Here is a 25,833-nt window from a genome sequence, read left to right as displayed (position 1 = left end):
AATTCGATTAAGTCAAGCGTTTAACGCGATTTTCCCAATTTTTCCTGCATTTTTATTTTATTCCAAAGCTCCAGAGCCTCTTCTTCCGTATTTATTACAATATCACCAAAAACATGAGGATGCCTTCTGATCAGCTTGCTACATATCGTTTCCACCACATCTCTTATGTCAAAGAAACCTTCCTCTTTTCCGATCTGACTCTGCATAAACACGATGAGCAGCACATCCCCAAGTTCTTCAATCAAATTATCGATATCTTCGTTGTCAATGGCTTGATTGACTTCTTCCGCCTCTTCCAAAAGACATTTCTTGAGACTCTCGTGAGTCTGTTTTTTATCCCATTGACAACCGTTCTCCCCACGCAAGGTCTCTACAATACGCTTTAAATCATAAAAGTCACGAAACTTCTTTTCTTCCTGAACAGGTACGAACAGACTTGTTAAGTGATTGAACTTCCACCCCTTCTGATCCAGCTCATAGAGAAGAAACTCTTGCTTCTTCTCCTGTCCGGGTATCATTGCCCCTTCAACGATCCATACGGGTGTTTCGTCCTCATAGACCTCCATCAACTTTAACTTGACTTCGGAGGCTGTCCAAGAATCATACACCTGCGTTACGATCAAATTTTGCCCGGGATCGACCCTCTCATGCTCAAAGTCCATCGCATTCACAAGAGAAAACCCCTTTGAAGGATCAAAGCCCAAGGAATGAAAGATCGCATCGACAAAACTCATCGAGCTTACAATAATAGCGGTTTTACCCTTCTCCTTCAATTTTTTCTCAATGAGCTCCACCGTCTTCTCGGCAACATACGGATGACCGGGAACACAGTAAATCAAGTCTCTTCGCTCGGATTCTTCCACTATAAGACTTGCTATCCGTTCATACACTTGCTCAAAGCTGTCTAAACGGTAATGCTCATCGAAAAACTCAAACTCTATCCCTTCTTCTTCCAAAATTGAGACAACAGGATGTTGTCTTGTTCTGCAGAAGATCTTTTTTCCCGTTTTCAATTCTCTATAAGCTCCGAGACTGAGTCCCTCCATACTTCCGGGTCCAAGTCCGACAATAGTTACAGACATAGCGCCTCCTTTGTATCCGTTATTTTTTCATAGATGTATTATACGACACTGAAAACACCGAGACATCGAAAAAAGACAACCGTCTTCATTTACCGGAGCATGATTCGTTTTCAGATATGTCCGGTCAAATTGGTTTATTCCCATGCGGTATTCTCCAAAAACAAATCACACTCCTTGTCCCCTCCTTGAACAAGTTCACTTTTTCTTCCATTCAAAATTAAGTACGGTAAGCAACTGTCCGTCTTCAGAGAAGATTTCGTGATAAGATCGGTTTCCTTCTAAACTATACTTGGCAACAACCCTTCCTTCAGGGCCTTTTTCCTTCTTATACACAATCGAAGCTCCGTGTATACGGAAATCGGAGAGAAAACTTCCCTCCCCGTGCAAGCTCTCTATGGCCCAATCGACATATTTCACATTATTGACATGACGGTTGACATCCACATCATAATAACGTACATCGAATAGTTTCCGTCCTTCATTCAAATTCCGAACCGGGGAAGGAAGTTCTCGTTCAGACACCTCCATCATCCACAGCTGCTCTCGGGTTTCCTCTTTGCTCCCATCTTTGAAAACCTCTAGGATCTCTTTAGGGACTTTGGTTATCCTTCTCTTTTCAAGATCGATGACGACCCATCTGGAAAATCCTCTTCCAAGTCTTATCCCCTCGGAAGTATAGATACCGAAATATCGTATAAAATACATACCTCGTCGATCGACCGAAAAGGTTCGAATTTTGATTGAAGTTGCATAGAGTTTTGTCTCTTCCATCTCTACTCGCCAATCATAGAGTACCCATGCCATGTTTCTTCTCTGGAGATAATAGGGATCTATCCCAAGAGAATCTGTGTGCTTGGTCGAAACCGTTCCCAGCACCTCAAGGAGCTGAGGAAGTTTAATATGGTAGTCCCTATCCACATCCCTAAAGTCAACGATATATTCTTCCTTATACTCTTTCACTGAAGCCTCTTTCCCTTCATCACTTCAAAAAGTTCTCTACTTTTTCATACCTTTTTAAACCCTTTATTCTACTTTCTTCCGAAACACCCGAACTTCTTGATGAACCTCTGCCATATCACGGTAAGAGTTTTTTCAACCTGGCACTTTTAATTATACCATGGTTTAAGGCCTGTCAAAAACAAAAGATTTGAACAGAGCGAAATATTCTCTCATATAAGCAGAAAGGATAATGGTCGGAGGCGTAGGAGCAGGAAGTCCATATGGTTGCAGGCCGAATCTTCCGGCTATCATAAGGCTACGGAAAATATGAAACCGATTGGTCGAAATCATCACTTTCAAACCCTGCCCTTCCATAAGAGGCTTGGCATACTTTATATTTTCAAAGGTGCTGGTCGAACGCTTCTCTACCAAAATCCTATTCCCCTCAATTCCCGCTTCCATAAGGTAGCTCTTACCCGCTTCCGCTTCTGCAATCCACTCATCTTCTCCCTGACCTCCTGTCACAATCACAAGGGTTTGGGGATGTTTCTTCAAATAAGCTGCACTTGCCTTCAAACGGGCGGTAAAGGCGGGAGAAGGAACATCCCCGTACAGTTTGGCTCCCAAGACGATAACATAATCCACCTCCACCTCTCTGTATCGAAATCCCCAAAACAGGATCGCCACCTCCACGATGACGAAAGACAAGAGTAGGCATGCTGCAAACCATTTTATTATTTTCATATCTTCCTCCCTTTACCGACACCGCTTCTACGGAAAATATTCTTCCACTTTCGACTGCAAAAAACAGTGTAGCAGCCATAAACACTGCTACACTTAAACATCTGTCTTTTGGGACTCCTTTCACAAACGGATTTTTTTATACTATCATCTAATGAAAATTTCAGATCGAATGCTTTGAAGCATTTCATTATCCAAGTTGTTTTTCGACAAAGATAAGTCTGTATATCCGACATTTCAAACGGACAATAGTATTCCTGCCGTTTCTACTGGTCCCTTAAAACCGCATTGAGCTTCTCTCTCAAGGCGGAAAGAAGTTTTTCCTGAACCTGATTTACTTCTTCGTCGGTCAAGGTCGCATTTGCTTTTCGATAGGTGATGGAATAAGCGACCGATTTCTTCCCTTCTTCAATCCTATCTCCATCATAGACGTCAAAGAGCTCAACCTTTTCAATCAGCTTCTTGCCATATTCTCGAATAAGGGTTTCGATCTCTTGAACATACAGCCCCTTATCGACCACTAGAGCAATGTCCCTCTTGACAGCAGGATATTTGGGAATCCTCTTATACTTAATGTCTTCGGCATAGAGGCTCATCATTTTCACAATGTCGAGTTCAGCCAAATATACTTTTTTCTTCAAGGAAAATGCCTGTGCAACACTCGGATGGACCTCTCCTATGATTCCGACCCTTTCCGTTCCTATAAAGATATCCGCACATTTTCCGGGATGAAAGAGGGCCGCTTCTCTGTTGGGGCGATACTGTCTGCTTTCATAACGCAGAATTTCAAAAATCCCTTCCAATCTCGACTTCAAGCTGAAGAAATCCTCTTCCTTTCCATAAGATGCTGTGACCATAGATGGCAGTTGCTTTGCTTCTTCCTCCTTGAAAAAGATATTGCCGAACTCAAAGCCCGAGAAAAACTCGTTCTTGTGCGCCATATTTGAAGATACGATGTCGAGCATATTCGGAACGAGGCTTGTCCTCATAACTGAAGTTTCTTCACCCAAGGGATTGAGCAATCTCATAAACTTGTAACACTCTTCGGACAAACCTGCTTTTTCAGGTCCTGAAGGACTGACAAAGGAATAGGTCAGGACCTCGGTCAAGCCCGACTTATATGCCGCAGACTTGATTTTGTCCTCAAATATTCTTTCTTCGCTTTTACGCGCGGGGATAACTTCTCCCCGTAGCGGTTTTGACTCTATCTTATTAAATCCGTAAATTCTCGAAACCTCTTCGACGATGTCCGCAAACTGCTCAACATCGGTTCGGTATTCCGGAGGTGTTGCAGCAAATCCGTCTTCTGTTTTTTCGACCTTGAAGTTCAGTTTTGATAAAATATCGAGGATTTCTTCCTCTGATATTTTGCAACCGATGACCTCGTTGATTTTCTCTATGGTAAAATCGACTTTGACCTCTTTACATTCGGCAGTTTGTCTATCGACACTTCCTTTGCAGACCGTCCCGTATCCCAATTTTTCAATCAAGTGACAGAGCCGATCCAAGGCTTTTTTACAACGATGAAGGTCGATGCCTTTTTCAAACCTTGCAGAAGCGTCCGTTCGAAGCCCCAGCTTTTTGGAAGAAGCACGGATGGTGTCTGCATCAAAGTGTGCACTCTCAAGAAAGATATGAGTCGTGGTATCATCGATCTCGGAATTCTGCGCTCCCATGATTCCGCCAAGTGCAATGATCTTCTCCTCATCGCGAATGGTTATGATCGAGGGATCCAAAGTTCTCTCCTCTCCGTCCAGAGTGACACTGCACTCTTCTTCCCCTGCCATCGCCACAACAATTGTGTCTCCAACCAACTTCTTTCGGTCAAAAGCATGTAGAGGCTGCCCGTATTCCAACATCACATAGTTGGTGAGGTCTACAATGTTGTTGATAGGCCTTACATCGGATTCTATCAATCTTCTTTGAATATAGTAGGGAGATTGACAGATCTTGACATCTTTGACCTCTCTTAGAAGATAGCGTCCGCAGAGCTCCGTTTTAATCTTAACATCGCCCTGCAACATCTCCCCTTCTTCTTTCACTTCCAAAGAAGGAAGCTCCACCTTTGCACCGATTGTCGCCGCTGCCTCCATGGCGATACCGAGGATGCAGTTGCAGTCCGGTCTGTTTGCAGTAAGTTCGAACTCGATGATCGCATCATCCAGAAGCATCGCGTCGTGAATATCGCTCCCAAGCTCCGCTTTCTCGGACAACACATAGATTCCTTCTCTCATTTCCTCCGGAATAAACTTGTTGTCTATACCCAGTTCCTGAGCCGAACAAAGCATCCCGTCCGACATGACCCCTCGCATGGAACCACGCTTAATCTTTTTCCCGCCCGGGAGTTTTGCATTGTGTAGGGCAACGGGCACATAGTCTCCCACCTTCAAATTGTCGGCACCTGTAACAATTTGTCTCTCCTCTTCTCCAATCGAAACTCGTACTACTACCAGTTTATCCGCATCGGGATGTTTTTCGATCGAGAGTACTTTTCCGACGATGACGTTTTTGATCTCCGCTCCGGGATAGACAATACCTTCCGTTTTTGTTCCGCTAAGCGTCATTGCCTCCGCAAATTCCTCCGTACCCATCTCTATATCAACATAATCTCTTAACCATTTTAACGGTAGCAACATGGCAATCTCTCCTTAAAACTGTTGTAAAAATCTCATATCGTTTTCATAAAGAAGCCTAATATCTTCTATTTCATACTTAAGCATCGCAACACGCTCAACACCCATTCCGAACGCAAATCCCGTGTACACATCGGGATCTATTCCACAGTTGCGAAGCACGTTGGGATGGACCATACCCGCTCCTAAGATCTCAATAAACCCTTCTCCTTTACAAATGGAACACCCTTCTCCATGACACTTGAAACAGCTTACATCAACTTCCGCACTCGGTTCGGTAAATGGAAAGTTATGCGGTCTGAACTTTGTTTTGGTCTCTTCCCCAAAGAAATGAATTGCAAACTCCTCCAAGGTATGCTTCAAGTTGGCAAAGGTAATCCCTTTTCCTACAACAAGTCCTTCCACCTGATGGAACATCGGAGAGTGCGTCGCATCCGGAGTATCCGATCGAAAACATCTGCCCGGAGAAATCATTCGGATCGGAAGATCTTCTTCCATCATTGTTCTGATTTGCACCGGAGAAGTTTGAGTTCTAAGAAGAAGAGAATCCGTAAAGTAGAAGGTATCACTGATATCCCTCGAAGGATGGTTCTTCGGTGCATTGAGTTTATCAAAGTTGTTTTCCACTGTTTCGATTTCCGGTCCTTCCTTAACCGAAAAACCCAAATTCATAAAGATGGTTTCAATTTCACATATTACCCTTGTAATCGGATGCTCTCTTCCTATAAAAGAGGGATTGACCGGCATGGTCACATCAATCGTCTCCGATTTCAGTTTTTCTTCAAGCAGCAACTTAGCCAAATACTCTTTTTTTCCCTTGAGCTTTGTTTCAATCGTCTCTCTGACGTCGTTGATAACCTTTCCCATAACCGGTCTTTCTTCCGGAGATAATTTGCCAAGTTCTTTTAAGAGAGAAGCCAACTCCTGTTTCTTCCCCAAAAACTCAATTCTCACTTTCTCCAAAGAATCCACACTTTTCGCTTCCGCGATGGCTTCCATAGCTTTGGATTGAATTTTTTCCAAACGTTCCTTCATTGTCTACCTCCATATCTTTCTAGTACTATTATCAGATTAAAATGCCCTCTGTAGAACGAATATACTCAGATACAATGCCTGATTATCGGTTTTATACTATTCTCCAATAGAAATGTAATTATATCTACTTTATGACTACGAACATCCGTGTTATCTTCTGTTGAGTACATGTTTCTGATATCCATAGCACAAATGAATAATAGTATTAGAACACAATAACCGTCCAACAAGACAGTTTAAAACGAAAATAGCATAAACAAAAAAATCCATCAAAAGATATAGGGGCGATAAACGCGGTACCACCCTATATCATTCAATGGATTTACTCGTCGATAAGTTAACGCTTTTTCTTGCGAAGCGACTACTGTTATTTCATCAGCTTGACTCGGGAGCGAATTCGAAAGCGTATCTGCAAAGGCTCTCATCCATCCTTCTTTCTGTAGAGGATACGAACTCTTTCTACTGGTCTCCGTCCTTGTCTTTTTATATAATTTACAATACTATCATATTTTTTCAAAAAATACAAATATTTTTTATTTATTTCGGATATACTCATCCATCGCTTCGGCAGCCTTCTTACCCGCTCCCATAGCAAGAATAACAGTTGCCGCTCCGGTTACGGCATCTCCTCCCGCAAAGACCCCTTCTCTGGTGGTAGCTCCGAAGTCATCGGCTATGATGCAACCTTTTTTGTTGATTTCAAGGCTTGCTGTCGTAGACGCAATAAGTGGGTTCGGGCTTGTTCCCAATGCCATGATAACGGTTTCTACGGGGAGTTCAAACTCCGAGTTCTCAATCTTGACAGGTCTTCTTCTTCCTGAAGCATCCGCTTCTCCAAGTTCGTTTTCTACACAGATCATTCCTTTTACCCATCCGCTTTCATCGCCTAAGATTTCAACAGGTGCTGTCAAAGTCTTGAAAATAATGCCTTCTTCTTTTGCGTGATGGACTTCTTCCGCCCTTGCAGGAAGCTCATGTTCCGTTCTTCTGTATACAACGGTGACTTCCGCTCCAAGTCTTTTGGCAACTCGGGCAGCGTCCATCGCTACGTTTCCTCCTCCGATAACTGCTACGCGAGCACCCACATTGATTGGAGTATCATATTTGGATTCAAAAGATTTCATCAGGTTATTTCTGGTCAGAAACTCATTTGCGGAATATACACCATTCAAGCTTTCTCCCGGAATATTCATAAACATCGGAAGTCCTGCCCCCGATCCTATAAAGACGGATTCATAGCCTTGGGCAAAAATCTCATCAATGGTTATCGTTCTTCCTATAATGGTATCATTTTCAAACTCAACACCCAAGTCCTTAAGATTTGCAACTTCGGCGGTCACAATCTCTTCGGGAAGACGAAACTCGGGGATACCGTAAACGAGTACTCCCCCGTTTAAGTGAAGGGCTTCAAACACGGTAACTGCATACCCGCGTTTTGCCATTTCGCCTGCACAGGTCAAACCTGCAGGCCCTGCTCCGATCACTGCAACCCTGTGTCCGTTACTGCGAGGCTTCTCATTGATTTTTATCTGATTGTTTCTCGCATAGTCCGCTGCAAATCTCTCAAGTTTTCCAATGGCAACCGCATCTCCTTTGTTTGTAAGGATACAGGTTTTTTCACATTGGTTCTCCTGCGGGCAAACACGTCCACATACCGCCGGCAATGCCGTATAGAGGGAAAGTACCTTGGCAGCCTGTTCAAAATTTCCTGCAGCAATCTCCTTGATAAAGCCCGGAATATCAATCGATACAGGGCAACCCGGTCTACACTGCGGATTTTTACACTGAAGGCATCTGCTCGCTTCCGCCATCGCTTCCTTCTCCGTATAACCGAGGCAGACTTCGGCGAAGTTCTTGTTTCTGATATCGGGATCCTGTTCGGAGATCGGTACCCTCGTAAATCGATCCTTGGGTTTGACATCATCTTCTTCGTGAGATTTATTCACAGCGATCTCCAAATTACAGGTATGGTCTTTTACAAGGGTCTCGGGATGATCGATGTACTGTCTTTGACGTTTCATCGCATTGTCAAAGTCCACCAGGTGACCGTCAAACTCCGGTCCCTGTACGCAGGCAAACTTAACTTCTCCGCCTACATTGACCCTACAAGCCCCGCACATACCGGTTCCGTCAACCATAATCGGATTCAATGACACAATAGTGGGAAGATTATACTTTTTCGTTGTAAGACAAACAAACTTCATCATAATCATAGGTCCGATGCATACACACTGGTCAAACTTTTCCCCTTTGTTGTAGAGCTCATCGATATAGTTTGTGACCATTCCTTTGAATCCGTAGCTTCCGTCATCGGTACATATGTATAGATTCTTACATACCTGTTTCATCTTCTCTTCAAAAATGACGAATTCTTCCGACTTTGCTCCAATCATGACATCGCAGTCCAAGCCATGCTCCTTGAACCACTTCGCTTGAGGATAAACCGGTGCCGCTCCGATCCCTCCGGCAACAAAAAGGTACCTTGTCTTCTTCAAGGTCTCGACATCTTCCTCCAAAAATTCCGATGGAATACCCAACGGTCCTACAACGTCACTGTAGGAATCTCCTTCTTCAAAAGAACATATTTTTTTTGTAGATGCTCCTGCAGCTTGAACGACAATATCGATAGTTCCTGCTTCTATATCGTAATCGGATATCGTAAGAGGTATCCTTTCGGCGTAAGCGTCGGCAATAACGATCAAAAACTGCCCCGGTTTTGCGGACGCTGCAATCTTAGGTGCATGAATACTCATAAGATAAATATTTGGCGCCAAACATTCTTTCTTTACAATTTTAAACATTTTTCTCCCCCTTATGTTTTATCAAACAAGATTTCTTTCGGAACATCGAAAATAAGCACGGCACTTCTTATGCACACGCATATCGGGAGAAAACCCCCGTGTTTTCTCCTTCAGAGCCCTACACTCATCAAAGTTCACTGAAAAATAACCTCTCTATAATAAGTCTGCCGATAAGACAGCACTTTTCTTCAAAACACCCTCTCTTCGGCAGAGATATATAGACTTTTTAAACCGCTCTATCTTTTTTTGTAAGACGTCCTGGAAAGGGCCTTAAGAGAATTCAATGCATCTCCCGTACCTTTTGCCACACAGGACACTGCATCCTCAGAAACATAGACTTCAATTCCCGTTCTTTGAGAAATCAGCTTATCCAGGCCCCAAAGAAGAGAGCCTCCTCCCGTCATGAGAATCCCTTTATCACTGATGTCGGAAGACAACTCCGGAGGTGTCTGCTCCAACACGACATGAACCGCATCGGCGATTTGAGTAACACTCTCTCTGAGCGCCTCAAGCATCTCCGCAGAACTAATCGTACGTACTTCCGGCAACCCTGAAACAAGATTCCTGCCCCGGACCTGCATCGTAATATCTTTATCGCGCGGGAAAGCCGTTCCGATCCCCTTCTTCATATCCTCGGCTGTTCTCTCTCCGATCAGCATGGAATGTTGTTTCCTCATGTATTTGATAATCGCATCGTCAAAATGGTCTCCCGCCGTCTTAATTGAGGAACTTACAACAATTCCTCCCAAGGAAATCACAGCAATATCCGTCGTTCCACCACCGATGTCTACAACCATACATCCGTTCGGTTTGGAGATATCGATTCCCGAACCTATTGCGGCGGCAATCGGTTCTTCAATCAAAAACACTTCTCTTGCTCCGGCATCGATGGTTGCATCGATCACCGCCTTTTTTTCTACCTCTGTCACCCCGGAAGGAACGCAGACCATGATCTTCGGCTTGAAGATCTTGAACACGCTTACTCCTCCGGTTACTTTCTCGATAAAATACTTGAGCATCTTTTCAGTGACTTCGTAATCCGAAATAACACCTTCCCTCAAAGGTCTTGTCGCCACAATACTACCCGGAGTTCTTCCAAGCATCATCCTGGCCTCTTCCCCTACCGCAAGAATCGAATCCGAATTTGTATCTATAGCAACTACCGAAGGTTCATTCAAAACGATCCCTTTTCCTTTGACGTAGATCAGTACCGATGCCGTTCCCAAGTCAATTCCGATATCCGGTGTAAATTTCATTGTATTCTCCCTTCAAACACCCGTTGTGTTGTTTTATTCTTCTTCCACTCTATAGACCTTTGCACCTAAGTTCGATAATTTCCCAACAATGTCAACATATCCTCGATCGATATGATAAATATTTCTAACCTTTGTCTCTCCCTTTGCAACAAGCCCGCCGATAATCAATGCGGCTCCCGCACGCAGATCCGTAGCTACAACCTCCGCCCCGATCAGACAGGATACTCCTTTGATAGTCGCTGTTTTTCCATTGATTTCAATGTTTGCACCCATTCTCATAAGCTCAGGAGCATTCATAAACCTGTTTTCAAACACGGTTTCAGTTACGGTTGATTTTCCGTCACAAAGACACAACAGAGCCATAAACAATGACTGTAAGTCTGTGGGGAATCCCGGATGGGGCATTGTTTTGATCGTAGTTGATTCAATGACCTCCGGCCCTACGACTCTGATAGCACTGTCGTATTCTTCAATATGGCAGCCGATCTCAGTCAGCTTTGCGATTGCAGGCTTTACGTGATCGGGGATGACGTTTTCAATAACCACATCTCCCCGAGTAAGAGCTGCGGCAACCATATACGTTCCCGCCTCGATCCGGTCGGGAATCACCGTATATTCGACCGGCTTGAGCGTTTCAACTCCCGTGATTCTTATCGTGTTTGTTCCCGCTCCCCTCACTTTTGCACCCATATTATTCAAATAGTTCGCCAAGTCTACAATCTCAGGCTCCTCTGCGGCGTTTTCAATCACCGTAACACCTTTTGCAAAAACCGCTGCCATCATGATATTTTCGGTTGCTCCGACAGAGGGGAAATCCAAGTAGATCTTCTCGCCGACCAAATCTCCGTTGACACTCGCTTCGACGTAGCCCTGTTCGTTATAGGTATGTTCGTGGTTTACGATCTCGGCACCCAAGGCCCTAAAGCCCTTCAGATGAAGATCGATCGGCCTGCTTCCTATCGCACAACCGCCCGGCATCGAGATCTTTGCCTTACGGTATCTCGAAAGCAGAGGACCCATGACCAAAAAAGAAGCTCTCATCTTATTTACAAGATTATAAGGCGCTTCCAGCTTCTCGATGTTTGTGGCATCTATGATCAGCTTTTCTCCTTCCATAGAGACACGAGCCCCCAAATGGCACAAAAGTTCGGACATGACCTGCACATCTTTGAGGTTCGGTACTCCATTTATGACCGAAGTCCCCTCCGCCAACAATGTGGCTGCAATAATAGGAAGCACTGCATTCTTAGAACCGCTTACTCTCACACTTCCCTTTAGAGGCGGACTTTCTTTTACAATAATATAAGACAAAACAAACATTCCTTTCCAAGATTCCTATCTTTCTAAAGTGACTAACTCTCTTTGTTCTTGCATCTAATCAATTGATAATTATAGCATAAATATCAACGTATAGGTATAGTTTAAGACAAATAAAATCATTTTATCCCTTTGTTTCCTGTAAAACATCCTTTTCCTCCAACAACTTCGACAATGCAATGCTGATAAGCTTGAAAACCGGTACTCCAATCAACATGCCGAAGATCCCGAAAAAGCCTCCTCCTACAAAAATGGCAAGCATCACATAGATCGGACGTACCCCCAACCTGTCTCCCAAAATCTTAGGACCCAGGATGTTTCCGTCAAACTGCTGTAACACAAAGATGAACAAAATGACCCATAGAGCTTTTAAAGGATCCGACAGCAGGGTAAAAAACACCGCGGGAACTGCCCCGATAAAAGGTCCCACATAGGGTATCATATTAAAAATACCTACGATCAATGCCAACAGAAAGGGATACGGAGTTCCTATAATGCTCAGCCCTATCCCACACAAAATACCTATAATCAAAGAATCCAACGACTTTCCTATAAAAAAGTCCGTAAACACCGAATTGGTAATACTTCCCCATTCGATGATTTTTTTTGCATTCTCTCTCTCAAACAAATAATACAAGAGTTTCTTTAAAGAATCTTGAAACCTCTCCTTATCATAAAGCATATAAATCGAAATAATAAGACCTACAACAAATTGAAGTACCGCCGATGTCAAATCAATGACGCGGGATACCATCTTTGTCGCAGAATGATTTAAGTAATCAAAAACCGAATCTGCAAGTTTTCTTGTCGATGTCGAAAGAAACTCATTCACATCCGTATCCGATATAAGCCTGCTCTCAAGAACACTCGAAAGTAACATTTGTAATCGGTTGTAATACCTCGGCATATTGACGATAATCTCCGTCACACTGCTAATCATCCGTGGTGTTACAATGATAACGAACAGCGAGAGCAAGCCGATTAAAAGCGTATACATAACAATCAGGGTACGAGTCCTGCTCATTCCCTTGTAAGTCTCAATCTTTTTCATAAGAGGGTTTAAAAGAAATGCCATACCGAAGGCCCAAAAAAAGGGAGTTAAAACAACATTCATCTTTATCAAAACGGAAAACAGCACTTGATAATTTTGAATGACTTTATAAATAATAATGGATATTGTAATCAGAAAGATGATATCCTGATATTTTTTTAACCTATGAAACAATCTTCATCAACTCCAAACCCTCATTCTCCTATTAATCATACCATACTTTTGTCTCATACTCAAAAACAAATCTCTTTTCTCCTCTAAAATTTACATTTTTATCACTTTTGTCCCGAAAACTCTACCTGATATCTGAGGATATCTCCCCTCGAATAATGGTTGAAACACTCTACGATCCTTCCCTCATCATTAAAATGACAGCCCGAAAACTTTAAAATATAATCTTCAGGATCTATCTTCAACAGTTTTGCAGTTTTTGAGTCCGTCTTTACAATATTCAAATACTGCCTCGTCTTGGTAATCGTGATCCCGTAGAAGTCAAAGATATCCCTGATCGAATAAACGGACAGATTTACATCTTCGATCACCGGAAGAATCTTTTTTTCAATATAACTCTCCTCGACGGAGATAGGCACTCCCTTCCTGGCGATCAGTCTCTGCACAAAGTACAGTTCCTCGTTTTTTCCCATATCAAAAACCTTAGCATAATACTCTCCGGCTCTCCTGAGGTATTTTTTCAGCACCTTTACTTCAACATCATCCCTTCGCTGCTCTACCTTACTGATAAATCCCTCCATATTTGAAATATCCCTCTGGATCTTATCTCCTTCAACGAAGGTCCCCTTGCCCTGTATCTTCTTGAGTAAACCCTCCTTCACCAAAAGTTCAATGGCGGACCTCACAGTTTTTTGATTCAAACCGTAGAGTTTTGCCAATTCAGGCTCGGAAGGAATGGCAGTTCCCGGAAGGTATTCTCCCGTCTCGATCTTATTGCGTAGAACCTCCCTCAATTGAATGTAGTAGGGAGAATCGTAACTTACACCTTGTTCTTTTTCCATGCCTACCCCCTTCCCCGCGATATCAATTCCTTACTTAAAAACGAAAAGGTCAATCTATCGTACCTACTCACCGTCTTGCAATACTCCGTCGGTTTTCCTTCGGTATCATACACGACACCCGCCGTGAAAAAAGCGGCAGTTCCTTCGGGAACCTGCAAAAAGTTTGCTTCAAACTCATCGATGTATGTAATACTGACCGATTCATTTCCATTTTTTAAACTTGTATGATAGTACTTCTCCAACACATGATAGAGGGATAACCTCTCAAAGTCAAACTCCTCAATTCCTTCAAATGCGGAATAAGGAAGGTAAATGTATTCTATCGCCAAAGGTTCATCATTGACATAGCGACATCTCACCAGAAAAAAAACCTTCTCTCCCAAAACAAGTTGAAGATGCCTGCTTATCTTCTTGTCCGCTTCGATCACTCCGGATGAAATAACCTTTGCCGTCACAGTCAAGCCCTTGCTTCTTCCCCATTCTGTTAATGATTCAAGTCCCGCCAGATTCCGTTCGTACTTTTCTTTTTTAACATAGTTTCCCGAACCTTGAACCGAATAAATCTTATCTTCCAGACCCAAATGATACAGTGATTTTCTAAGTGTTTCCCGATTCATACTCCACCTGTCGCAGAGTTCTCTTTCCGTGGGGAGTTTCTGACCGTTGCCCATCTTGTTTTGCAAAATATAGGCTTCCAGTCGTTCTCTCCCCTCCTGATGCGGCATGATCTCTTTGATTTTCATACTTTTTCGCCTCTTCATTAAAAAATAGTTCTAAGTAGACTTGTTTGTATTACAACATATTTAAAATATCTTTTACATCGACCGCTCAAATTCATTTCTCTTCATACTGTTATCCGATAGAAGTATGGTTATATCTACACTCTCAAGGATAAGAATCTGTTTTGTCATCTACAGAACGAAAAACATCGATATCAAAATGGTAAAGGCAAATGAGGGAGAAGACTGTGCACTTTAAATAAACTGCTTAAAACACTCTCACAGAAAATTCTATACCGCCTCCTACCGAACTCTTATCTATGTCGGCGATATCTCGTTTAGTCATCGATATATAATCTCATGGAAGAAAGAAAATTGTCTTACAAAACTTATCGAAAAACAAACGATACCGCACAAAGATCAACAAACACTGTGTATCTGCGTGCGGTACTCCCTTATATACTATTCTCTGATGAAAGAGTGGTCATATAGATTCCGCGACCACGAACATCCGTTTTATTTCCTGCGAAATACAGATCTTGATGTCAAGAACTCAATGGAATAATAGTATTAAATAATATTTTGTTCCGTATCGTGGTCAAAGATATGAATCCTGTTCCAATGCACCTTCAACTCGACCTCATCGCCTACTTTTTTCTTTGTTTTCGGATCTACTCTTGCAATGAGCTGTTGACCGTACTTCTGCATATAGAGGAGGGTCTCCGATCCCATCAGCTCCATAACATCGACCTTTGCCTTCAGAACGGAAAAGTTCTCCGTAAGGTCATCGACTTCAGACTCATGAAGATTCTCGGGACGAATACCGACATACACCTTACGTCCGATATAGTTCCCCTTCTTCAAGGCCTCCTGCCTGTCCCTTGTAAGGTCCAGCTCGGACATATCCTCAAGGGAAATAAACACCCTGTCCTTGCCCTCGACTACTTCTCCTTCAAATATATTCATTTGAGGGCTTCCTATAAATCTTGCCACAAAAACGTTTTTGGGATGTGCGTACATATCGCTTGGAGAATCGATCTGCTGGATCTCTCCCTCATTCATGAGGACGATCCTACTCCCCATCGTCATTGCCTCAGTTTGATCATGGGTTACATAGATGAAGGTGGTATTCAACCTGTGGTGGAGTTTTGAAATCTCCGTTCTCATCTGTACCCTAAGTTTGGCGTCCAAGTTGGACAGAGGCTCATCCATCAAAAACACCCTGGGCTCTCTTACAATCGCTCTTCCCAGAGCCACCCTCTGCCTCTGTCCGCCCGAAAGCGCCTTCGGATATCGCTTCAGAAGATGGTCGATTTCCAAAATCTTCGCCGCCTCGTTTACCCTTCGGTCGATCTCTTCCTTCGGCAACTTCCTCAATTTAAGTCCGAAGGCCATATTATCGTAAATGTTCATATGAGGATAGAGGGCATAGTTTTGAAAGACCATGGCAATATCTCTATCCTTGGGATGAACATCGTTTACCCTTCTGTCCTCGATGTACAGATCCCCCGAACTCACTTCTTCCAATCCCGCGATCATCCTGAGCACGGTCGTTTTACCGCAACCTGAGGGACCTACAAGAACAATGAACTCCTTGTCTTTTATCTCGATACTGAATTCTTTTACCGCCGTCACATTTCCGGGATAAACCTTTTTTACTTTATTTAAATGAACACTGGACACTTTTTAACTCCTCCTGCCTGAACTCTATTTTTCAAACATTGGTCATACGATTGCAAAGCCCGTTTTACCCCTTGACCCCTCCGGAAGTGATCCCTCGAATAAACTGCTTTTGAAAGACCAAGTACAGAAGGACCATCGGTAAGACCGACAGGGTCAATCCCGCCAACAACACGGTCCATTCGGTGCTCAGACTGCTTCTCAAGTTCATCATTCCCACAGGGATCGTTCTCAAGGAATCGCTCTCGATAAACACCAAGGCAAACATAAACTCGTTCCAACATGACATTGCGGTAAACAGCGAAGCCGTAGCCAAAATCGGCTTGCACATGGGAACGATAATCTTTGCGAATACCTTCCAAGTCGAACAACCATCAATGTACGCCGAGTCTTCAATTTCTCTGGGCAAAGATATCATGTAAGAACGTATCAAAAACGTTGTAAACGGAATTCTATATGCTACATAGGGTACAATCAATGCCCAGTGTGTATTATAGATATGTAGCTTCTGTAACATCTTGTAGAGCGAAACCAAACTTACTTGAGGAGAGAGCATCAGACCTCCGACAATGAAGATCAAAAGAAACTTCTGCCCCTTAAACTCAAGACGGCTGAGTGCAAAAGCACAGCAGGTGCTGATAAATAAGGTAAGTACCACTGACCACGAGGTCACATAAACACTGTTGAAAAAATACTTCCCGATCCCGTTACGCCATGCCTTAGCATAGTTTTGCCAAAGATATTCCTCAGGCAATGCCCATGTATTCAAGAACAGTCCCTGATTGTCTTTGAAACCGCTCAAGACCATCCAAATCAAAGGATATATGATCATGATCGCATAGATACTCAACAGTAAAAAAACCAACATCTTTCCCAAACCTGTTTTTCTATCCTTCAAGAACATCCTCTCCTATCCTTCCTGTTTTTCCGTTGTTTTTAACTGAAGCAGGGTTATCAGGAACGTAATGATAAAGATAACGGTGGCTATTGAAGAAGCGTAACCCATCTCGTCATTTCGAAATCCCGAGCGGTACAGAAACGATGCAAGTACTTCCGTAGCACGTCCCGGTCCTCCCGCCGTCATAACATAGACTTCGTCAAAGACCTTGAACCCTCCGATTATCGTTAATATGCTCGATAAAACGATGGTTCCCCTTACCTGCGGGACCGTGATATACCAAAACTTCTGCCACCCGTTGGCTCCGTCTATCACTGCGGATTCATAGATGCCTTCCGGTATCTTTTGGATCGCAACCAAAAACAACAGCATGATGTAGCCTATCGACTGCCACTGTGAAACGGCAATGACTGCATACATCGCAGTCTGCTTTTCCCCTATCCAGGCTCTTGTCAGAGATTTCAGCCCTACTGCAATCAAAGATTGGTTCAACAAGCCTATCGTAGGGTGGTAGATCAACTGAAACAAAAGGCCTATGACCGTGATCGAAATGACACTGGGCATAAAGTATATCGATCGAAAAAACGGCTGAAATCTACGAAAACCCTTTTCTTCCAAAACAGCTGCTATAACAAGACCCAAACCGACCTGGAAGATAATCGATACAATACAGTACAGAAGATTATTTTTGAGTGCCTGATAGAACACGGGATCTTGAAACAACCTCCTGTAATTTTCCAGACCTATATATTCTTTTTGTGAAGAGAAACTGCTCCATCGATAAAGACTGTATATAAAGTTTTCCAAAATGGGATAGTAGATAAAAACAAGTATTATAAGCAACGCGGGAAACATAAAGAAGAATGCTATCTTCTTGTTTCTATAAAGATTCATCCATCTTCCTCCTCTACTTTTCCATCCTATCATCCGCTTAAACCGACAGGTTAAATCCTCCAAAAATATATGCTCTGTCAAATTGTTTTTTAATAAGGATCATTCTCTTGCTCCTGACACTTCAAACGGAGAGTCGTATCAATAAAAGGGCAGGTAATTCGACAAGTCGGATCTTACCGAATTACCTGAAAAAATACTATTTCACTTCGTTTTTCACTTCATTTGCAACCTGTTGGACTTCCTGCATGATCTGCTCCGGGGTCTTATCTCCGTTAAACAGTTCCTGCAAGTCGGGAAGATATACATCCGATATTTTGATATTGATATCGGTATCCAACCAAAGTGCCATCCCTTCAGCCTCTTCGATCGCTTTCAATCCTTCTACAAGTTTTGAGATCGAGTTGTTTTCGTTGACCGCACCTTTGATGGGACTTGGCCAACCCAACTGAGATACAAGTTTTTCAGCGTTTTCTTTGTTGGTCAAAAACTGAAGGAACAACACCGCCTCATCGGGATGTTTCGTCTTTGCAGAAACCATAAATCCGTCCGGTGCTCCCGTAAGGAAGTTTTGGTTTCCGCTTCCCTCTTCTACAGGAGGCATGGCAAAGAAGCCCCAGTTATCTCCAAGCTTTTCCTCTACATCCAAAAACTCTTCCAACTCAATATAGGTCATAGCAACCTGACCCGCATAATACATCTCCAAAGACATATTGTGCTCAACCGAGTTGATCCCGTCATTGAAATATCCCTTATCATTGATCTCCTTGAGCATTTCAAGAGCCTTTACATATCCGGGATCCGTAAATTCTCCCGTTTCGGCGAGGTAGTCTTTCTTTCTTACATCATCGGGGACCATCTTTTGATTGAGGCCGGTGATATAATGGCAGGCTGCCCAAGGATAGATATTTCCCAGACCGATCGGAGTGACTCCGCTGTTTTTGAGTACTTCACAGTTGTTCATAAACTCCGCCCAGGTCTCAGGCACCTTCAAATTGTTCTTCTCAAAGAGTTCTTTATTGTAGACGAAGAACTTTCCGTTGATACGAAACGGAATCCCGTAATTTTTTCCGTTATCCGAGAAAGGTTCCAATCCGGCCTGCATAATACTGTCCTTCCATTCCGGTGATGCTTCCAAATACGGTGTCAGATCTAAGGTGTTTCCGGAACGAATGAATTTTTTTGCAAATTCTCCGCTCCAAGAGAAGAAGATATCGGGCTGATCATCCGTCCCCATAAGGATCCTGAGCTTATCCTTGATCGGCTCTTCTCCCACTCCTTCCATTACGATCTTGATATTGGGATTTTGCTTTTCAAATTCCGCTACGACTTCCTTGAAATAAGCGTTGTTCTCTTCTTGAGGCCACTTGTGCAAAAACTTGAGTTCCACCTGATCGGTCGCTTGAGTTTCTGACGACTGCGTCTCATCGACGGTCGTTTCTCCAGACTTGGAACAAGCACTGAACATACTTATCCCCACTGCCAATACCAACAAAGTTCCCATAAATCTCCTCATGTTCCTCTTCATACTCTCCCCATCCTTTCTTCTATTCACTTCATCTTTTTTGCATATCCAAAGGCACCTTCCCACATACAAGCTTTTGCCGCTTCCTTGGAAGCCTCTTTCAAAAACACCTGAGGAGCCTCCTTCTTTAACATCCCTGTCAAAACTCTTGAAATAAAGCTGTCTCCGGCACCCAAAGTATCTACCGGCTCAATAGGTATGACTTCCTGACGAAAAAACTCGTCTTGCGCAATACAGAACGCACCTTCCTTACCCTTTGTAACAACAACGAGCTCTACACCTTTTTTCTTGATCTCCTTCAAAAGTTTCATAACCTCTTGCGACGAATAATTGCTCCCTGAAAGAAACGCGTAATCGACATAGGGCAGAACCTCATCCAAATATTCTTCTGTAAATTCATCCGAAAAATCAAAGGACAGTTTTACCCCCGTTCTCTTTATGTCTTTCAACCTTCCTTCCAAATTGGAATAGATATCCGTATGCACAATATCAAAACTTCCGATATACTCCAGGTCCTTCTCATCTAAAGAGATGCTGTTCGACATCGTCATATCGCTTCCCGAAAAAATACGGTCATGCTCAACCAGCCGGATGTTGGAGTACGAGTTCGTCCCTTCTTTCAACTGTATCCTTGATAGCTCTACCTTTTCTTTTTTCAGACAGTCAAGAAGATGAACACCTCCTTCATCGCTTCCGATCACCCCTAAGTAAGCAGTGTCGATCCCGTACCTCTTGCACATTACGGAAACATTCACAGCATTTCCTCCCGGATACATCAACGCCTTGTCTATGTATCTATCCAAGACGTTATCTCCCAAACCCAGTAATCTTGACATCTTCAATCACTTCCATTCTAATATTCTACCAAACCTCCATAATATCTTCTGTCGTCAGGGTTATGATCCTTCGACACCGAAAGATAATAATAGAAGTACTCCAAAGGCACAAATAAAATCATCGGAGAGAGCATCGGGTGTAGATTTTTCTCATAGTCATTGATATCGAAGACCATATACGAACCATTCAGTTTTTTCACAAAATTAATTGTACGTTGTATAATACTTCTGGATGCATCGTTTCCGAGGAAGAAGACGTAAGGCACACCTTCCTCCACCACTTCCAGAGGTCCGTGTCTAAACTCCGCCGCATCGATGAACGAACCGTGAGTCCAAGTGAATTCGAGCATCGTGATGATCCCTTCTTTGTATGCCAAGGGAAGCAAAGGTCCGGAAGATACCGTATATATCATCTTCCACTCGGAGGCCTTCATCCCCTTTTGCTTGGAATCCTCCTCCACTTCCTTCATCAACCTGCTCAATACTTCCGGAATCTTCTTCATATCCTCCAGAATAATCTCCACATCCTCCTTGTGAGGTCTTGTCTTAATGAATGACAAAGAGAGATAATAGGTGATCATCAGATGGATCTCCCAAATACACTCGGACTCATAGGCGATGACAAACTCCGCCTCCTTCGCCAACTGATTACCCTCTTTTGACTTCGTAGCTGCAATCGTCATGGCTCCCCGCTCTCGAGCCAATTTCACGGAATCGCAAACCTCTGCCGTCTGACCCGATTGAGAAATCCCTACCACCAAAGTCCTCTCATTTAAAACAAAGGGCGGATGGGCAAAAAAATCCGCTCCACTGTAAGACTTGCACGGAATATCGGAATACTCTTCAAATAGTTTTTGAGCCGTCTGACAAGCACAGAGAGGAGAACCGCAGGCGACAAAGTAGACTCGTTCAATCTCCCTCTTGCACATAAGGTCGACCAGCTCATCCATATAAGGTGCTAAGTCCGTCAAAACATAGTTGACCTCTTGCGACATATTCTCCGTTACCAAAAAATCCACTTTTTTCTTATCCAGTTCTAACACGCAAACACCTCTCAAAAGAATATTAAAAATAAATATACCAATTTGAAACAAATACGGCTTTACTCCCAAATATACTATCTTATAAAAAGAGTATTTCTCTTAAAAAAAGATATACGGATCTATATTTTATAAAAAATAATATGTAAGAGTAAAGATATAGAGATCTCTTTTATTCAAAAGATAGCATTTATTCTTTATCATGTCAATATATTTTATATTTTTCGTACCAATTTAGTCATTTTTTACCATATATTTTCCTTCATTCCGGACATGAAAGATCCTCATCAACGAAGGGAAAGTACGAAGCGAATACTTCATTTTTAAAACAGAAACCCCATCCATAAGGCGAATATGCATTTGATAATACGATTTTTCCATAGAAGTATGGTTAGATCCGTTTTATTGCCACGAACATTCGTTTTCTCTTCTACGGACTGCAAATCATTGATATCCATTATTCAAAGGAGTAATGGTATTATATCGATGTTTCATTCGTTCGGAACAACTTATCAAACTTATATCACTCACGCTATTCAAGTTTCACTTTTATGCTGCTTGTTCTTTCAGAACCAAAAAGGTTCTTATCCTCTATAAAATGAAGAGTTTATACTATTCTTCGACAAAAGTTCAATCGTATCTGTTCTGTGACTAAAAAATTCATCTCCTCTTTCTATGAAGTAAAACTCCCTGCTATCCGCAAATCAATGAACCATCCTATTAAATCGGATGTTCGGTTTCTCTCTGTTTTGAAAAAGAACCTTGACAATACATCTAATTAGATGTATAATAGTCTTGCAAGCAACGCTACACACCGTTAAAAAGGAGGAGAAGCATTGAGCACTACAGAAGAAAAACTTTTAATTTCGATAAGTCGCATGAGAAACCTGCTATTTAGAGATTTGGACACGATTTTTTCTTCAAACGGATTGACGACGACCCAATTCGCAGTACTGGAAGTCCTCTATCACAAAGGAACACTTTGCGTCGGAGATATACAGCGTCTGATTTTGGGAACAAGCGGAAACATTCCTCTCGTAATTAAAAACTTGGAAAAAGAAGGTCTTGTCTTGCGGAAAAAGTCTGAGACCGATAGACGAATATCTATGATTGATTTAACCGAAAAAGGACTTCTGCTGATTAAAAAAGTATATCCCTTACAAAAACAACGGTTGTCTGAACTGTTTCAGGATGTGTCTAATAAAGAAAAAAAGGCTTTGACCCAAAGCCTGCTGGAAGTTTATCAAATTGTACTTTCCACCAAAGAGAAGATTTGAAAACAGATATAAGACTATGCTCCATTTGGAATATCAGATACACAGAATATATTATTCTCGAAAAATATTCATAGGATCATATCGTTCAAAGTACGCGTCTATCAATTACTATTGTTCTCCGATAGAAGTGTGTGGTATTTCGACCTCGAACATTGGTTTGAGCCCCAACCGATCACCTCTCGTCGATATCCATAACTCAAAGAGAATAGTAGTATGAAATAGGTATGAAGTGTAACCACAGGTTTCAATATCTATCTCTTTTTATCCAAAATAACAATTCTATCGGGAAACACCCTTCAAAGATAGAACGTGTTCCATCGTGTCACGACACTTTTATAACATAAACGTCTCCGATAATTTTGTTATCTATTTAAAACCGGTTTTAGGCTATGTCTTCAATGGTGGGGTGTCTTTGTCTATATTTTTATATTACGAGAATATTTTATTAAAAAATGAAGAGAGGAGATTTTAATGAATTTCAGAAAGATTGAACGTATTTTTAAAAATGATCACTCACACTGGGTAGGAAACGGTTTTCGGGTAAAGCAATACTTCCCCAATTCAAACAAGGAATACTTTTTTGAAAGATTTTCTCCTTTTATCCTTATGGATTACAACGAGCCCTATTTTTTCAAGGCAACTCCCTTTGAAACAGGCGTCGGAGTTCATCCGCACAGAGGATTTGAAACCGTCACTTTCGCTTTCGCAGGAAAAATTGAACACGGTGACAACAAAGGGAATACAGGAATTATAGAACCCGGAGATATCCAATGGATGACTGCAGGTTCGGGCATATTGCACAAGGAGTTCCACGAAAAAGAATTTTCAAAAAAAGACAGGGTCCTGCATATGATCCAATTGTGGGTAAACCTTCCTAAAGAACACAAAATGACAGAACCAAAATACCAAGCGATTAAAGCAACTCAAATGGGAAAACACTTCTCCGAAGATGGTAAGGCGGAACTGACGGTCTACGCCGGAAAAGTAATGAATACAAGAGGCCCCGCTTCCACTTTTTCTCCAATGAATATCTACAAAATCGACCTTGCAAAAGGAGGAAGCCTGACCCTTCAAGAACCTTCCGACTTCAACACAGGTCTGCTGGTTCTTTCCGGAGAAGTCAAGATCAATGAGGTAAATCCTGCCAAAATTTCCGATTTCGTACTATTTGAAAACAATGGAAAAGCTTTTTGTATCACAGGTGTTGAAGAACACTCCGAAGTCTTTGTCCTGAGCGGTCAACCTCTAAATGAACCTGTAGTTGCCGGTGGCCCCTTTGTAATGAACACGGAAGAAGAACTGCTTCAAGCCCATCTCGATTATAGAAACGGTGTCTTTGGAGATCTTCACTTCTAAGATGGAAACCCGGTTGAAGTGTGGATGTTTCCACACTTCGATCAGCTGATGTTTCCCGAATTCTTTTCAATAAAATCATCCAAGCTTTGAGACAATGTTTCCAAAAAAGCTTCCTCACCCCAAGTATTGATCTTCCAGAACATTGCCTGGCTTCCTCCTGATGTGATTGCGGATACGCATATGGCTTGTTCATTTCCTACTACCGTGAGGTTCAAACTGACTCGATTCCCGCCAATTGCACTGTAGCGTTCGTATACCCGAACCGCCACTCTTGTACCTCCATATTCAAAATCGCTGCCATCTTCAAAACTGGAACTCAAGCTTCCTTCCATCACGACCTTCTCACAAAACAACAATACTTCTTCAAACCTTCCTTGAAAGCACCTTTCATACTTTGCCATAATCCATTCTCCCTCCAATTCCTCCTTGCAATCCACATGTTCCTTTCACTCCGTTGGCAAAAAAACGTTTGAGCTTTCGACAATATCAACGGTATAATGACTGAGGGAGTTCCAAGTGAGGATGAGATTTATCTCAAACTTCACACACAGATTATCCTGCAAACATATTGGAACACTGATATCTGAATCCTCTCAAGAAAAAGCATCATGTAGCGTACAAACACAATCGCCGTGTGAGCGGTCATGGCCTCGTAAGACAAAGAGCGACATTCCTTGCCGAGTTTTAAGAAACTCTTACACACTTTGGAAGGAAGAACTTCTCCGTCTTTGACAACCTCAATGTCTACAGAAAGTAGGTATCGTCTCAGACCTCTCCTCTTTTTGTCGCGCTCATAGATCTTGGTTAGAGGAAGATCTTGTCCTTGGCAGCGAAAGAACATCTTAAGCTCTTTCGTACCGGGCGATCCCATCATATAGCCGATGGCTTTGACCGAATGAAGGCTGCTTTGAGAAGGAAACCGACGGTCAAACAGCACGTACTTGGCAGGAATGAAGGCTACTTGGAGATGCGAAGAAGTTCAAGCATCACTTCGGTTGCTTTTTGCATAGAGCGTTTCCTTCTCTTGTATCCGAGACTTCTCTTATCCATTTCCCGATAGGAAGGTTTCATACTGTTTTATTTTTGATTTTTATTGCTATTTCAAGCTTTGTTCACTTTTTTATGTGCGAAGTTTGAGATTCCAATTTACTTATCTCTACAGACCGGGATTTGTATTTTATCGCCATTCATGGCGAAGGATCCTCATCATGATAAAGTCACTATACTCGTTGTTATAGTAATATCCTTGCTCTTGAATACCTTCTTGCTTAAATCCAATTTTTCTATAGAATTTCAATGCGTTGGTATTCAGCCCTACCACACCAATTGCGACTCGATTCATTTCATAGTGATCAAAAGCAAGGTTCAACATAAGGCTAATAGCCTCTGTCCCATATCCTCTCTGTTGCATTTTGGGATCAGGTATGATAATCGAAAGATCAGTACAGTTCCAGGCAGGCCACATTCGCAATAATCCCGTTTCACCTATGATATTCCCCTCTAAATCTGTAATTGTATACCATATTGAGTCTTTCTTTTTATGACCAATTGTGATTCTCTCTTTCTCAGTTTCTTCATCAGTAGATTTCGTAAAGCCACATTGAAACATGACCTGTGGTTGATTATACCAATAGGTAAAGAATTTCACATCTTCGATTTTTTGCTCACGCAATATGATATTATTTCCTTTCATTTCATCAATCATACAATTTCATAGACCTCCAAGCGCTTCATTATATACAT

The 25,833-nt window shown here is 42.3% G+C and carries 22 protein-coding genes; 2 read left to right on the top strand and 20 right to left on the bottom strand.

The window, feature by feature from the left end; genetic code table 11:
* Nucleotides 1–20: 20 nt before the first annotated feature.
* The 17 genes from ACFO4R_RS04045 to ACFO4R_RS03965 all read right to left on the bottom strand — a co-directional run bounded on the left by ACFO4R_RS04045 (nt 21) and on the right by ACFO4R_RS03965 (nt 21,460).
* Nucleotides 21–1,082, bottom strand: coding sequence for a MazG nucleotide pyrophosphohydrolase domain-containing protein (locus ACFO4R_RS04045; protein WP_379787745.1), 1,062 nt, complete (start codon nt 1,080–1,082; stop codon nt 21–23).
* A 195-nt stretch (nt 1,083–1,277) separates the two neighbouring features.
* On the bottom strand, nt 1,278–2,042 hold the full coding sequence (locus ACFO4R_RS04040) for an acyl-[acyl-carrier-protein] thioesterase (protein ID WP_379787744.1): 765 nt from the start codon (nt 2,040–2,042) through the stop codon (nt 1,278–1,280).
* A gap of 162 nt (nt 2,043–2,204) precedes the next feature.
* Entirely contained in the window at nt 2,205–2,765 is a 561-nt protein-coding gene (locus tag ACFO4R_RS04035; RefSeq protein ID WP_379787743.1) for a YdcF family protein, read from the bottom strand.
* 263 nt (nt 2,766–3,028) lie between these two features.
* A complete protein-coding gene (gene pheT, locus ACFO4R_RS04030) occupies nt 3,029–5,398 on the bottom strand; it encodes a phenylalanine--tRNA ligase subunit beta (protein ID WP_379787742.1) in 2,370 nt (789 codons plus the stop codon).
* A gap of 12 nt (nt 5,399–5,410) precedes the next feature.
* Nucleotides 5,411–6,430: a phenylalanine--tRNA ligase subunit alpha gene (gene pheS, locus ACFO4R_RS04025; RefSeq protein ID WP_379787741.1), complete on the bottom strand. Its 1,020-nt coding sequence runs from the start codon at nt 6,428–6,430 to the stop codon at nt 5,411–5,413.
* Between the two features lie 533 nt (nt 6,431–6,963).
* Nucleotides 6,964–9,231 (bottom strand): bifunctional dihydroorotate dehydrogenase B NAD binding subunit/NADPH-dependent glutamate synthase, encoded by a 2,268-nt coding sequence (locus ACFO4R_RS04020; protein ID WP_379787740.1) that lies wholly within the window; start codon nt 9,229–9,231, stop codon nt 6,964–6,966.
* A 236-nt stretch (nt 9,232–9,467) separates the two neighbouring features.
* Nucleotides 9,468–10,487, bottom strand: a complete 1,020-nt coding sequence (mreB, locus tag ACFO4R_RS04015) for a rod shape-determining protein MreB (RefSeq protein ID WP_379787739.1) — start codon at nt 10,485–10,487, stop codon at nt 9,468–9,470.
* 33 nt (nt 10,488–10,520) lie between these two features.
* The gene (gene murA, locus ACFO4R_RS04010; protein WP_379787737.1) at nt 10,521–11,798 is read right to left on the bottom strand and encodes a UDP-N-acetylglucosamine 1-carboxyvinyltransferase; all 1,278 of its coding nucleotides are present in this window, start codon (nt 11,796–11,798) and stop codon (nt 10,521–10,523) included.
* A 130-nt stretch (nt 11,799–11,928) separates the two neighbouring features.
* Nucleotides 11,929–13,029: an AI-2E family transporter gene (locus ACFO4R_RS04005; RefSeq protein ID WP_379787736.1), complete on the bottom strand. Its 1,101-nt coding sequence runs from the start codon at nt 13,027–13,029 to the stop codon at nt 11,929–11,931.
* Between the two features lie 101 nt (nt 13,030–13,130).
* A complete protein-coding gene (locus ACFO4R_RS04000; RefSeq protein WP_379787735.1) occupies nt 13,131–13,868 on the bottom strand; it encodes a GntR family transcriptional regulator in 738 nt (245 codons plus the stop codon).
* A 2-nt stretch (nt 13,869–13,870) separates the two neighbouring features.
* A complete protein-coding gene (locus ACFO4R_RS03995; RefSeq protein WP_379787734.1) occupies nt 13,871–14,611 on the bottom strand; it encodes a GntR family transcriptional regulator in 741 nt (246 codons plus the stop codon).
* A 546-nt stretch (nt 14,612–15,157) separates the two neighbouring features.
* The gene (locus tag ACFO4R_RS03990) at nt 15,158–16,270 is read right to left on the bottom strand and encodes an ABC transporter ATP-binding protein (protein WP_379787733.1); all 1,113 of its coding nucleotides are present in this window, start codon (nt 16,268–16,270) and stop codon (nt 15,158–15,160) included.
* A 64-nt stretch (nt 16,271–16,334) separates the two neighbouring features.
* Nucleotides 16,335–17,165: a carbohydrate ABC transporter permease gene (locus ACFO4R_RS03985; RefSeq protein WP_379787732.1), complete on the bottom strand. Its 831-nt coding sequence runs from the start codon at nt 17,163–17,165 to the stop codon at nt 16,335–16,337.
* A 12-nt stretch (nt 17,166–17,177) separates the two neighbouring features.
* The gene (locus ACFO4R_RS03980) at nt 17,178–18,059 is read right to left on the bottom strand and encodes a carbohydrate ABC transporter permease (RefSeq protein ID WP_379787731.1); all 882 of its coding nucleotides are present in this window, start codon (nt 18,057–18,059) and stop codon (nt 17,178–17,180) included.
* Nucleotides 18,060–18,255: 196 nt separating this feature from the next.
* The gene (locus ACFO4R_RS03975; protein WP_379787730.1) at nt 18,256–19,584 is read right to left on the bottom strand and encodes an ABC transporter substrate-binding protein; all 1,329 of its coding nucleotides are present in this window, start codon (nt 19,582–19,584) and stop codon (nt 18,256–18,258) included.
* 23 nt (nt 19,585–19,607) lie between these two features.
* Entirely contained in the window at nt 19,608–20,417 is an 810-nt protein-coding gene (locus ACFO4R_RS03970; RefSeq protein ID WP_379787729.1) for a PfkB family carbohydrate kinase, read from the bottom strand.
* Nucleotides 20,418–20,434: 17 nt separating this feature from the next.
* Complete coding sequence (locus ACFO4R_RS03965) at nt 20,435–21,460, bottom strand: SIS domain-containing protein (protein WP_379787728.1); 1,026 nt, start codon at nt 21,458–21,460, stop codon at nt 20,435–20,437.
* 833 nt (nt 21,461–22,293) lie between these two features.
* Between ACFO4R_RS03965 and ACFO4R_RS03960 the strand changes: the two genes are divergently transcribed.
* Nucleotides 22,294–22,734: a MarR family winged helix-turn-helix transcriptional regulator gene (locus ACFO4R_RS03960; protein WP_379787727.1), complete on the top strand. Its 441-nt coding sequence runs from the start codon at nt 22,294–22,296 to the stop codon at nt 22,732–22,734.
* 471 nt (nt 22,735–23,205) lie between these two features.
* Nucleotides 23,206–24,090 (top strand): pirin family protein, encoded by an 885-nt coding sequence (locus ACFO4R_RS03955; RefSeq protein ID WP_379787726.1) that lies wholly within the window; start codon nt 23,206–23,208, stop codon nt 24,088–24,090.
* Nucleotides 24,091–24,131: 41 nt separating this feature from the next.
* Here ACFO4R_RS03955 and ACFO4R_RS03950 read toward each other — a convergent pair whose 3' ends face one another.
* The 3 genes from ACFO4R_RS03950 to ACFO4R_RS03940 form a co-directional block, all read right to left on the bottom strand.
* Nucleotides 24,132–24,491, bottom strand: coding sequence for a DUF6054 family protein (locus tag ACFO4R_RS03950; RefSeq protein WP_379787725.1), 360 nt, complete (start codon nt 24,489–24,491; stop codon nt 24,132–24,134).
* Nucleotides 24,492–24,631: 140 nt separating this feature from the next.
* On the bottom strand, nt 24,632–24,931 hold the full coding sequence (locus ACFO4R_RS03945; RefSeq protein ID WP_379787724.1) for a hypothetical protein: 300 nt from the start codon (nt 24,929–24,931) through the stop codon (nt 24,632–24,634).
* Nucleotides 24,932–25,267: 336 nt separating this feature from the next.
* Nucleotides 25,268–25,795, bottom strand: a complete 528-nt coding sequence (locus tag ACFO4R_RS03940; protein ID WP_379787723.1) for a GNAT family N-acetyltransferase — start codon at nt 25,793–25,795, stop codon at nt 25,268–25,270.
* Nucleotides 25,796–25,833: the final 38 nt, after the last annotated feature.

It is taken from the genome of Filifactor villosus, assembly GCF_042652965.1.
In the GTDB taxonomy this organism is placed as follows: domain Bacteria; phylum Bacillota; class Clostridia; order Peptostreptococcales; family Filifactoraceae; genus Filifactor; species Filifactor villosus.
Note: the sequence above shows the minus strand (reverse complement) of the source record. Positions and strands in the feature narration are given on the sequence as shown.

Coding starts and splice junctions, on each gene's coding strand:
- ACFO4R_RS04045 (WP_379787745.1), bottom strand. CDS start 1,082: ATGTCTGTAACTATTGTCGGACTTGGACCCGGAAGTATGGAGGGACTC.
- ACFO4R_RS04035 (WP_379787743.1), bottom strand. CDS start 2,765: ATGAAAATAATAAAATGGTTTGCAGCATGCCTACTCTTGTCTTTCGTC.
- pheT (WP_379787742.1), bottom strand. CDS start 5,398: ATGTTGCTACCGTTAAAATGGTTAAGAGATTATGTTGATATAGAGATG.
- pheS (WP_379787741.1), bottom strand. CDS start 6,430: ATGAAGGAACGTTTGGAAAAAATTCAATCCAAAGCTATGGAAGCCATC.
- ACFO4R_RS04020 (WP_379787740.1), bottom strand. CDS start 9,231: ATGTTTAAAATTGTAAAGAAAGAATGTTTGGCGCCAAATATTTATCTT.
- mreB (WP_379787739.1), bottom strand. CDS start 10,487: ATGAAATTTACACCGGATATCGGAATTGACTTGGGAACGGCATCGGTA.
- ACFO4R_RS04000 (WP_379787735.1), bottom strand. CDS start 13,868: ATGGAAAAAGAACAAGGTGTAAGTTACGATTCTCCCTACTACATTCAA.
- ACFO4R_RS03995 (WP_379787734.1), bottom strand. CDS start 14,611: ATGAAAATCAAAGAGATCATGCCGCATCAGGAGGGGAGAGAACGACTG.
- ACFO4R_RS03980 (WP_379787731.1), bottom strand. CDS start 18,059: ATGAATCTTTATAGAAACAAGAAGATAGCATTCTTCTTTATGTTTCCC.
- ACFO4R_RS03975 (WP_379787730.1), bottom strand. CDS start 19,584: ATGAAGAGGAACATGAGGAGATTTATGGGAACTTTGTTGGTATTGGCA.
- ACFO4R_RS03970 (WP_379787729.1), bottom strand. CDS start 20,417: ATGTCAAGATTACTGGGTTTGGGAGATAACGTCTTGGATAGATACATA.
- ACFO4R_RS03955 (WP_379787726.1), top strand. CDS start 23,206: ATGAATTTCAGAAAGATTGAACGTATTTTTAAAAATGATCACTCACAC.
- ACFO4R_RS03950 (WP_379787725.1), bottom strand. CDS start 24,491: ATGGCAAAGTATGAAAGGTGCTTTCAAGGAAGGTTTGAAGAAGTATTG.
- ACFO4R_RS03945 (WP_379787724.1), bottom strand. CDS start 24,931: ATGTTCTTTCGCTGCCAAGGACAAGATCTTCCTCTAACCAAGATCTAT.
- ACFO4R_RS03940 (WP_379787723.1), bottom strand. CDS start 25,795: ATGATTGATGAAATGAAAGGAAATAATATCATATTGCGTGAGCAAAAA.